The sequence below is a fragment of the Treponema sp. UBA785 genome, from assembly GCF_002297065.1.
Classification (GTDB): domain Bacteria; phylum Spirochaetota; class Spirochaetia; order Treponematales; family Treponemataceae; genus Treponema_D.
Window position 1 is genome coordinate 994 of the sequence record NZ_DBJD01000063.1, and the last position, 1509, is coordinate 2502.

The window sequence follows — 1509 nt, forward strand, 5'->3', positions numbered from 1 at the left end:
GCAGGCGTTTTCCGCTACCCTCCGTGCGGGGAACTACCCCGCAACGCCCCTTCTATCTTTTTTCGATTGGAATATAATTTCTTTCAGCAAGAATATTTTTGTAAGCAGGACGGTAAATTCGTCCTCCGGCGACAATTTCCTCGATTCTGTGGGCAGACCAGCCGGCGATTCGGCTTACTGCAAACAGAGGAGTAAAAAGCTCGCGAGGAATATTCAGCATTGTATAAATAAAACCAGAATAGAAGTCTACGTTTACACAGATTTTCTTTTCATCGCCGTGTTTTTCGTAAATAACTTCCGGTCCAAGCCTTTCAATCAGCTTGTAAAGGTTGTATTCGTCTTCAAGGCCTTTTTCTTTTGCAAGTTTTGCCGCATGATCACGCAAAATTGTCGCACGAGGATCGTTAATCGTGTAAATTGCGTGTCCAAGACCATAAATCAAACCTGTATGGTCAAACGCCTCTTTGTTTGCAATTTTTCTTAAATATTCCTTTACTTCTTTTTCGCTCGACCAGTCGCGGACATGAGACTTTATGTCGTCCATCATTTCGATTACACGGATATTTGCTCCTCCGTGTCTGTAACCTTTTAGAGAGCCAACAGCCGCGCCGATTGCAGAATAAGTGTCCGTGTCCGCAGAAGAAACAACATGCACCGTCAAAGAAGAGTTGTTGCCGCCACCATGCTCAGCATGCAAGATAAGCGCAAGATCCAGAAGTTTAGCCTCGTCATCGGTAAAAGCCTTGTTGTTGCGGATCAATCGCAAAAAGTTTTCCGCAGTAGAAAGCTCTGGCAGCGGGTTGTGGATATACATCGACTTTCCGTCGTAATAACGGCGTTTTGCCTGATAACCGTAAGCTGTCAAAGTTCCAAAACGGCTTATAAGCTCAATACATTGACGCAAAATATTTGAAAGAGAGCGTTCTTCCGGATTTTTGTCGTAAGAATAAGAAGCCAAAACACCGCGCGCAAGTTTATTCATAATATCAGCAGACGGAGCTTTCATAATCATGTCTTCAGTAAAATTTGGAGGCAAAGCGCGCAATTCACCGAGATATTTTTTAAAAAGCTCAAGCTCGCTCTGGGTCGGCAGTTCGCCAAAAAGCAAAAGATAAACCGCCTGCTCATAGCCAAACTGATTATGAGCTTCTGCATCGCTTATCAAATCAGCAACATTATAACCGCGATACAAGAGTTTGCCGGGGATTGCAATTTTTTTACCGTCCTTCACTTCGTATCCTACAACATCGCCAATGCTTGTAAGACCGACGAGCACACCTGTTCCGTTGGCATTGCGCAGACCTCGTTTTACATCATATTTTTCGTAAAGACTAGTGTCGATTGGGTCGTTGCGTTCAGCAAGTACGGACAAGCGTCCGATAAAAAGGCTTTCTGTATCCATTCCGGCATCTCCTGTTATTTTGCATAAATATGCAATATTCTTAACTTTTATTGATAATTATACAGATTTCAAAAAATCTATGCAACTTCTACTGCAATATTGCTCCC

General features: G+C 43.1%; 1 protein-coding gene. It reads right to left on the reverse strand.

The window, feature by feature from the left end; genetic code table 11:
- Positions 1 to 52: 52 nt before the first annotated feature.
- Positions 53 to 1402, reverse strand: a complete 1350-nt coding sequence (locus B2X33_RS05320) for a citrate/2-methylcitrate synthase (RefSeq protein WP_296668151.1) — start codon at positions 1400 to 1402, stop codon at positions 53 to 55.
- Between the last annotated feature and the right edge of the window lie 107 nt (positions 1403 to 1509).